Source organism: Kitasatospora sp. NPDC093102, assembly GCF_040683915.1.
Lineage (GTDB): Bacteria > Actinomycetota > Actinomycetes > Streptomycetales > Streptomycetaceae > Kitasatospora.
Genome location: NZ_JBFBFA010000098.1, coordinates 1 through 8,592, shown reverse-complemented (window position 1 = coordinate 8,592; position 8,592 = coordinate 1). Strand labels below are relative to the sequence as shown.

Here is an 8,592-nt window from a genome sequence, read left to right as displayed (position 1 = left end):
GCCAAAAACACCTACGACCCCACCCACACCCTCACCCCCGGCCAAAACATCTTCCCCTAACACCCAAAACACCCCACCCAAACAACACACCCAAACAACACACCCAAAGGACCCACCCCCATGCACCCCATCTCAACAACCAAAAATAGAAAGCTGTAAAGAAAGACAAATGACGCGAATGAGCCGGGCACCATCGTGTGCTTCCGGCTCGTCGCGCTGTCTGCTTCAGGCTCACCGAAACCGGCCGCCGGCGGGCGAGGTGGTGATCGTTCATCAGGAGACGGATGTCGCCAGTTCTCCGAGGAGCCCAACTGGCTGGTGACCTTGTGCGACCGCCCGCGGTGTACGGCTCCAGGTCCCGCCGGTCTCCCTGATCGATCACGGCCAGGGGCCTTCGAGTCCGCTGATAGATTCCTGCGGTGAGCGAGCAACTGCCCAGCGGCGGCGTCGAGCTGTCACCCGACGAGATCGAAGCCCTCCACTCCAGGTGGTCATCCTGCTGGACCCCGAGTGAGGTCGCGCAGCAGTTGGCCGGGATCGGCACTCCCTGGTACGTGGCCGCGGGCTGGGCGCTGGACCTGTTCCGCGGCAGGCAGACGCGTGCGCATGGGGACATCGAGATCGCGATTCCGGCCGCGGGCTTTCCCGAGGTCCGCAACCGCTTCCCCGGACACGTCTTCGACGCGGCAGGCAGCGGCCGGATCTGGGAGGACGCCACACCGGAGGTGCTGGCCGCCGTTCATCAGACGTGGCTGCGCGATCCGGCCACCGGCAACTACCTGCTCGACGTGTTCCGCGAACCGCACGACGGCGACACCTGGATCTGCCGACGCGATGAGAGGATCCGGCTTCCCTACAGCGACGTCATCCACCACACCCAGGACGGCATCCCGTACCTGGCGCCCGAACTGGTCCTGCTGTTCAAGGCCAAGCACGCTCGCCGAAAGGATCAGGCGGACTTCGACGCGACCGTCCCACATATGACCTCCGCTCAGCGCGAGACCTTGGCCGAGCTGCTCGCCTGCGCGCACCCGGGGCATCCTTGGCTCGCGGACCTGTAGCCCGCGCCTCCCTCGGATTCCGGCTGAAGCGCACGAGTTCGAACAGGCCCTCGCACTTGGAGCGACCGTCAGCAGGTCATCGGATGCGTGGGCTTCGCGGCCTCACATTAGGTCATTCGAGGTAATCGGCTTCGTATGTGGACTCTGCTCGGATTACTTTTTGTTGCGGGTGGTTCGGTGTGAGTGGTTGCCTCGCCGTCGTGGCCGAGCGAACGGTCACGAGAGTTCGAGGAATCACCTCAGAAGGAGAGATCCTTGCTCAGCATCAAGAAAGCCGCGACTGCCACCGTCGCCGTCCTGGCCGTCACCGGCGCCGTGACGGCCGCGGCCCCCGCCTCGGCCGGCGAGGTCCGTCAGGTGAGCCAGAACGTGCGCTTCTTCAACGAGGCCACGGGTGGGGCGCTGGACGCCAACGGCTCCGGGGCCCCGGTCGCCATCACGTGGGAGCCCAACGGTACGGCCTTCCAGGACTGGATCATTCGGCCCAACCACTCGGGGTACCTGATCGAGAGCGTGGCGAGGAGGGGCAACTGCCTCCAGGCGCCGCTGAACCCTGGCGACGCGATCCGGGTGGTTCCGTGCAACCCCAACGTCCCGACCCAGAACTGGCGGGGTGAGCGGGTTGGTGACCAGTGGGTTCTCGTCGAGGAGGTGGACCAGGACTTCGCCATTGAGGCCGTACGCAACTCGCAGCCCGTGGTGAAGGCGTTCCGCGACGACAACCCGCGACAGCTGTGGCACGTGTCCCCCTCCTGAGCCGCAGGGAGTGCGCCTTCCGCCCCGCCGGGTCCAGACCCGGCGGGGCGGAAGGGCTCTCGGGCATACACCTCCTCACGAGTCCCTGTTCGTCCAGAACCACCGCCGTGGACGTGCACGGGCACCCCCACCACTCGACCGACGAGCCAGGTCAGGGCTAGATTGTCAGGTCCCAGACATTACAACGGGTCAGGCCGCAGCCCATTCCCCCAGGAGGACGCCCGTGCACCGCATCACCGCCAGGACCACCACCGCCCTGCTCGCCGCCGTACTCGCCGGGACCGCGCTCGGAGCCGCGCCGGCGTGGAGCCGCCCCGCGGACGGCGCGCCGCCGACACGCCAGGTGGAGGTGTTCGCCGAGGACGGCGGCATCTCCCGTGCCCAGGCCCCGACCGCTTCCCCCTATCTCGCCGGCCGCCCCCAGGGCGTGGCGCCGGTGCAGGGCGACGGCGAAGTGACGGCGCTGGTCCACAACGGGGAGCCGGCCGCCAAGCTGGACGTGGTGGTGATAGGCGACGGGTACACCGCGCAGGAGCAGGAGACGTTCCGTGCGGACGCGGCCCGGAAGTGGCTTGAGCTCACCTCCGTGGAGCCGTACGCCACCTACCGCGGACTGTTCAACGTCTGGGCGGTGTCCGCGGTTTCGCCGGAGTCGGGGGTGACCGGGGACCCGGACCGGACGACGGTGCGACACACCGCTCTCGGTTCGTACTTCTGGTGCGACGGCGTGGAGCGGCTGCTCTGCGTGGACGAGAAGGCGGTCGAGACCTACGCGGCGAAGGCCCCGCAGGCGGACCTGGTGCTCGTGGTCGCCAACAGCGCGAAGTACGGCGGTGCGGGCTACAACGACGTCAAGTCCCCGCTCGGCTACGAGGGGATCGCCACTGTGGCGGGCAGCAATGCGAAGTCCGGGCAGATCGCGGTGCACGAGACCGGGCACTCGCTGGGCAAGCTGGCCGACGAGTACGTGTACGACGGCCAGGGGACGTACCAGGGCGACGAACCCGCCGAGGCCAACATCAGCACCCTGACCGCCGACCGGATGCGCCGGCAGGGCACCAAGTGGTCGCGGTGGCTGGGCCAGACCTCACCGGACGGCGGCACGGTCGGCACCTACGAGGGCGGCGGCTACTACCCGGCCGGGCTCTACCGTCCGACCGAGAACTCGATCATGCGCTCACTCGGACGCGAGTTCAACCTGCCCGGACGCGAGGCGATGATCGCGGGCTTCTACCGCCACGCCACCCCGCTCACCAGCCCCACCCCCGGAGGCAGCCGGCTCACCACTGCCGACAGCCTCACCGTCGACCTGCCGGTGCCCGGTACCCGGCTGCGCTGGTACCTGGACGGGCGGGAGCTGCCCCGGCTGGCCGGCCGCACCACACTGGACCTGGCCGAGCTCAAGCTGACCGGGCCGCACTCCCGGCCGCACCTGCTCAGCGCGGTCGCCACCGACCCCACCCCGGCCGTCGCGGACCCGGCACTGCGCACGAAGCTGACCGCGAACCTGTCCTGGCAGGTGACGCGCCAGCCGCGTTGACCCGCAGGGTCGTTCACGCACAGGGCATCACCCCGGCGGAACTCCGCTGACGGAACGACCGGTGCCGGTCTCCCCACGAGCTGGGGAGACCGGCACCGTGAGCCGGGCCCGCTACGGCAGCGGGATGCGCACCACCTGCGGGTCGTGGTCGCTGAGCTGCGTGCTGAACTCGCTGTTGATGTGCACGATGTCGTAGCTGTACGACGTGGCCGCCAACGAGCCGGAGATCAGGATGTGGTCGAGCACCTGCGAGTTGCCCTCGTACACGTAGGTGTAGCGCTCGGGCAGCGGCAGGGTGCGCGGCAGGTCGGTGAGCGAGCCGCTCGCGGTGAGGATGTCGGCGGTCTGGGAGAACTCGAAGTCGTTGAGGTCGCCGAGCACGATGACCGAGGCGTTCGGGTCCACGGCCAGGATCTTGTCGGTGAAGCCCTTCACCACGGCCGCCTGGTCGTGGCGCTGGCTCTCCGAGGGGTGTGCCGGCTGCTGGTAGCGGCCGAAGAGGGGCTGGTCGCCGCCCTTGGAGTTGAAGTGGTTGGCGATCACGAAGACCGGCTTGCCGTTCCAGCGGAACTCTCCGGCCAGCGGCTTGCGGCTGGAGTTGAACGCCGCGTTGGTCGGATCGATCCGCCCCGGGGAGTAGGCCAGCTGCGGCGTGCCGCCCGCGTTCACCACGGAGTCGGCGGTGGTGGATCCGGCGCCGGGGCGGTCGGTGAAGGAGAGTCCGCGGTCGGTGCGGAACAGGAACACCTGGCGGATGTTGCCGCCGGGCTGCCCACCGTCCTGGCCGTCCACCGGGTCGATCGCGCGGTAGGAGTAGGAGGGGCCGCCGGCCGCGGTGATGGCCGCGGTGAGCTTGGCCAGGGTCTGGGTCGCACTCACCGTGCCGTCGTCGGTGGCACCGCTGTTGTCCTGGATCTCCTCCAGGGCGACCAGGTCGGGCGAGCGCAGGTTGGTGACGATGCCCGCCGCGAGGCCGTCGAACTTGCTCTGCGGGTCGGACGGGGCGAGGTTCTCCACGTTGAAGGTGGCCACGGCGAGCTGGCCCGCCGTCGGCGCGGCGGTGACTTCGGGGGCGGTGCCGCCGGAGGTGACCGTCGGGGTCGCCGTGACCTGGAGGGTGAAGTTGCCGAAGGCGTAGTCGAGCACGCCGACGGTGGCGCCGGTCAGGGTGTCGCCGACGTTGGCGGTCGGGGTGGGCGCGAGCGCCTTCCCGAGGACGACCCGCTCCGGGTTGCCGTCGTTCGCCTGTAGCAGGATGCCGCCCCGGTTGGTGCGGGTGGTGCTGCCCTGCGGAACGACGGGGACCTCGCCGTACTTGTTGGTCGGGCCGACCACGGCCGCGTTGTCGATCTCGACCCGCATGCCCTCCAGGGACTCCCAGAAGTCCAGGCCGTCGGTGGAGGGCTGGAAGTTCCCGGCGGTCTCGACGTCCCCGGAGGTGACGCTGGAGATGACCGCGGACGGGGGTATCCGTCCGCCCTGGCCGACCAGGGTGGCGGCGGGCAGCGGCGCGTTGTGGGCGACCACCGTGACGGTCGGCGCGGTCAGTTCGGTGATCGACAGGTTGTTGGTGCCGCCGGTGCCGCCCGGGCGGAACTGGCTGACGGTGGCGCTCACCGTGACCGAGTCGCCGACCGCGACCGAGGGCGCGCCGGCGGTGTAGACGTAGATGCCCTCGCTGGTGGCGGGGTCGTTGTCGGGCTGCGGGTCCTGGTACCAGAAGCCGTTGGGGCCGACGGCCGTCACCACGCCGGGCACGGCGCTGACCGCGCTGCCGGCCAGCGGGGAGGTGCGGGCGGCGCCCTGGATGTCGTGGATGCGGGTGCCGCCGGGGTTGCCGCCCCCGCCGGTCGAGGAGGAGTTGCGCGGCGTGGGCGCGCCGATCACGAAGTCCGCCGCGTTGTTGTCGGTGTCGGTGGCGCCGCCGCCCGCGCGCAGGGCGGCCGTGGTGTTCGACAGGTTGCCGGTCGGCGAGCCCTCGGCGGAGCCGGCGCTGCTGCCGTAGCCGACGAGGTCCTTCACTCCGGGCTGGCTCGCACAGCCCGAACTGCAGGTCAGCGCCGTGCCGTTGGTGACGAGAGCGACCTTGCCGGAGGTCGCGGACATGGCGATCGTGCCGGTGGCGTCCGCCGTCGGCAGCGCGGCGCCCGCACCGGCCCCCGCGGCCTCCTGGACGAGGAAGTAGTGGCCGGGCGCGATCGTCCCGGAGAGGGCGGTCCGCGACCAGGTCGAGCCACCGGCCGAGGCGTACTGCACCGTCCAGCCGGTGACGGACACCGGCGTGGTACCACGGTTGTACAGCTCGACGAAGTCGTTGGTGTACGGGGAACCGGAGTTGCCGCCACCGCCGTACACCTGGCTGATCACGATGTCGGGCGACACCGCCTGAGCCACGCCGCCGGGCAGCGCCACCAGCGCCGCCACCACGGCCGCGGCCGAGGCCGCCGCCAGGGTTCGGCGCCGGACTCGCGGCGCTCTCGGGGTGATCCGGGGATTCGGGGTGCTCTCCATGAGGCTTCCTCCTGACCACCGTCCGGGCTCGCGGCCCGGCGGTGTGACCACGGATGGGAAAGGTTCGGCGCTGAGGTTGTATCAGCGTCACCAGATCCCTACCGTCCGTACCGGGCAACGGCCAGACGTACGGCGGAAGAACGTTTCTACGCGCGACAAGTGGGAGGCCACATTCCGGATGGCTGGATGGCAACGCCCGCTCCCCGCAGGGCCGCTGACCCGCCCGGGACACCAGGAGGCCCTGGGCCGGCAGTGCCCCCGCTGCCGGCCCGGGCTCGTCCGCGTCGCCCTCCGGGTCTCAGCCCGGACGGTGCTGCGCCGGCAACGCCCGGGGCGGTCGCCGGCGCAGCGGAGCCAGTTCGCGCTCCAGGGTCCGCACGTCCAGGGCTATCCGGGACGCGATCTCACGCGGACCGGTGCCGGCAGGCAGTCGGCGCGACCAGGAGCGGGGCTTGGCCGGGCCGTCCTGGACCATGTCGAAGTTGAGCCGCACCACGTCGGCGACGTCGACCAGGCTCACCAGGATCCTGGTGTCCGCGAGGTCGATGCTGACTTCGTTCCCGATGCACGAGCAGGCCACCAGGCCCTCGATGTCCTCCTCCGCCAGGTATCTGGCCAGGGGTACCGCCTTCCCCCGAACCAGAAACGGACGTTCCACCGGAGTCACCGGAACCGCCTCCTCCCCAGCAGCTGTACGACGCCTCGGCCGCGGCGCAAGCGCACCGCAACAGACCGGGCCCGGCCTATGCTCCACCACATCCGTCCGGTTCGCCAACTCGGCGTCTCACCAACTGAATTGGCCGAACGCACCGACCCGGCGCACCGGCGCACGCCGCGGCGCACCGAACCCGCCCGACCTGCCGGACGGCAGAGGCGGGCGCACGGTCCCGGAACGCGCGTGTGCCCGCCCGCACGAGGCGGACGGGCACAGCAGCGGCTCCCGGGAAGGTCGTGGCTCAGCGGCCGGCGCGGCCGTGCAGCACCAGGGAGCGGGTCAGCGCGAGCAGACCGCCGGTGCAGAGCGCGGTGCGGAGCATGTTCACCGGCACCCAGCTGTCCGCGAACTTCGCCCGCACGGCGGCGAAGTCGTGGATCTGGGACGGGTCGCCGGCCGCCGCCAGCTCGTTGTTCAACGGGATGTTGACGCCCATGGTGACGATCAGCGCCACCACGTACAGCGCCGTCGCCGCGGCCGCCCACAGCGCCGCCTGGCGCCGGCCCGCCCTGTGCAGCAGCCAGGCGGCCAAGCCGGTGGCCGCGAAGGCACCGACGAAGACCAGGCCGAACAGCCCGTTCTCGATCGACTTGTTGATGTGCTGCATCGCCGTCACATAGGTACGGTCGTCCCCGGCCGCCAGGCCCGGCATGACCGACACGTCGAAGGCGAAGAACAGCCCCGCCATCAGGCCCATCGCGATGGTGGCACCCACCAGCAGCGGCCCGGCGGCCTTGCTCTGTCCGACGGCCTGCACCGAACTCCCCACTCCCACGCCCCCGATGGCCGACGGCGCCGTGTACGACAGCGGAACCGTGGTCTGATCCGAACGCATCTCAGGACCCTCTCACTCTTCCGGCCCCGCGGAGTGCGGCGCCGACGAACGTGGAACACTCGACACCGCCCACCGTGCGGCGAGCCGCGCAACAGGACCGCGACAACCGGAACCCCGGCCCCCCGGCAGGCACTTGCCGCACCTCGCAGTGCCGCGCCCGAACGGATCGGCCGGGGTTGCCGATGCCCGGCCGGCCCGGAGAACGGGGCCACCGGCCCGGACAGCGGGTCCGCCGGCTCAGAGCACCGCGGCCAGGCCGCGCCGGTACCGCCGGTCCAGGACCGTCCGGCCGAGCAGCCGCACCGGAGCCGGGATGGTCGCCGAGACCGCCCGGACCGCGGCCGCGTCCGCACCGTCGAACATCCAGGGCTGGAGATAGGTCATCACCTGGGTCGGTGCGCTCCCGATGATCCGGCGTTCGACCCGCAGGTACTCGTCCACGGGCAGGCCGGCCAGCGCCGGGAAGACCACCGGCTCCTCGTGCCGCAGGTGCTCGCGCACCAGGTTCTCGAACGCCTCGGCCGCCTCCGGCAGTTCGGCGCGCAGGCCGGAGCCGAGCACCCCGGCCACCCGGCGCATCGAGGCGTCCAGTGCCTCGTGGTCCTCCTCCAGGACCCCGCTGCCGTCGAAGCCCGCCGCCCGGCCACGCAGGTACGGCCAGAGGATCTCGTCCTCGCTGTGGTGGTGCCAGTCGATCACCGCGCGCAGCCGTCCGAACCACTCCGCGAGCGCCGCGGAGGAGCCTGCCGCGCCGCGGCGCGCCGCGGCGGTCAGCCGTGCCGCGTCCCGGCGCATCGCGACGTGCATCAGGCCGAAGCCCTTGAGCTGCTCGGGCAGCGCGCGGAGCCCATGCTCCGTCGACCAGACCGTCGTTCCGTCCGTCATGACCAGACCTCCAGAGTCCGTTCGGATTCCCAACCAACGCCCGCCCGGAGGGGCGGCCGGTCGGAGCCGCCCGGGACGGGTCGGCTCACACGTTCCACACGCCCGAGGCGGCGGCCTCGCGGGCGTAGTCGGCGAAGTCCCGCGGCTCACGGCCCAGCGCCCGCTGCACACCGTCGCCCAGCGACGCATTGCGCCCGTCCAGGATCATCGAGAACAGCTCCGCGAAGTCCGCCGGCAGCCCCGCCGCCTCCAACACCTCCCGGTACGCCTCCTGCGAGACCGCCTCGAA

General features: G+C 71.0%; 7 protein-coding genes and 1 pseudogene. 3 read left to right on the top strand and 5 right to left on the bottom strand.

Features of this window, described 5'->3' with window-relative positions:
* Positions 1 to 419 precede the first annotated feature (419 nt).
* The 3 genes from AB0O11_RS38665 (at position 420) to AB0O11_RS38655 (ending at position 3,357) form a co-directional block, all read left to right on the top strand.
* A complete protein-coding gene (locus AB0O11_RS38665; RefSeq protein WP_363397143.1) occupies positions 420 to 1,061 on the top strand; it encodes a hypothetical protein in 642 nt (213 codons plus the stop codon).
* A gap of 255 nt (positions 1,062 to 1,316) precedes the next feature.
* Positions 1,317 to 1,817, top strand: a complete 501-nt coding sequence (locus AB0O11_RS38660; protein ID WP_363397142.1) for a ricin-type beta-trefoil lectin domain protein — start codon at positions 1,317 to 1,319, stop codon at positions 1,815 to 1,817.
* A 223-nt stretch (positions 1,818 to 2,040) separates the two neighbouring features.
* Positions 2,041 to 3,357 carry a M64 family metallopeptidase gene (locus AB0O11_RS38655; RefSeq protein ID WP_363397139.1) on the top strand — a complete coding sequence of 439 codons (1,317 nt, stop codon included), beginning with the start codon at positions 2,041 to 2,043 and terminating at the stop codon, positions 3,355 to 3,357.
* A 111-nt stretch (positions 3,358 to 3,468) separates the two neighbouring features.
* On the opposite strand, the gene AB0O11_RS38650 is transcribed toward AB0O11_RS38655, so the two are convergent.
* The 5 genes and pseudogenes from AB0O11_RS38650 to AB0O11_RS38630 form a co-directional block, all read right to left on the bottom strand.
* On the bottom strand, positions 3,469 to 5,868 hold the full coding sequence (locus tag AB0O11_RS38650) for a lamin tail domain-containing protein (RefSeq protein WP_363397136.1): 2,400 nt from the start codon (positions 5,866 to 5,868) through the stop codon (positions 3,469 to 3,471).
* Between the two features lie 298 nt (positions 5,869 to 6,166).
* Complete coding sequence (locus AB0O11_RS38645) at positions 6,167 to 6,526, bottom strand: hypothetical protein (protein WP_363397134.1); 360 nt, start codon at positions 6,524 to 6,526, stop codon at positions 6,167 to 6,169.
* Between the two features lie 298 nt (positions 6,527 to 6,824).
* The gene (locus AB0O11_RS38640; RefSeq protein ID WP_363397132.1) at positions 6,825 to 7,418 is read right to left on the bottom strand and encodes an anthrone oxygenase family protein; all 594 of its coding nucleotides are present in this window, start codon (positions 7,416 to 7,418) and stop codon (positions 6,825 to 6,827) included.
* Between the two features lie 237 nt (positions 7,419 to 7,655).
* Positions 7,656 to 8,303 carry a hemerythrin domain-containing protein gene (locus AB0O11_RS38635; RefSeq protein WP_363397129.1) on the bottom strand — a complete coding sequence of 216 codons (648 nt, stop codon included), beginning with the start codon at positions 8,301 to 8,303 and terminating at the stop codon, positions 7,656 to 7,658.
* A gap of 85 nt (positions 8,304 to 8,388) precedes the next feature.
* Positions 8,389 to 8,592, bottom strand: a pseudogene (locus AB0O11_RS38630) (NmrA family transcriptional regulator); the annotation flags it as partial.

What these genes read in the sequence shown, in the direction of transcription:
- AB0O11_RS38640 (WP_363397132.1), bottom strand. Translation starts at nt 7,418, where the DNA reads ATGCGTTCGGATCAGACCACGGTTCCGCTGTCGTACACGGCGCCGTCG.
- AB0O11_RS38635 (WP_363397129.1), bottom strand. Translation starts at nt 8,303, where the DNA reads ATGACGGACGGAACGACGGTCTGGTCGACGGAGCATGGGCTCCGCGCG.
- AB0O11_RS38650 (WP_363397136.1), bottom strand. Translation starts at nt 5,868, where the DNA reads ATGGAGAGCACCCCGAATCCCCGGATCACCCCGAGAGCGCCGCGAGTC.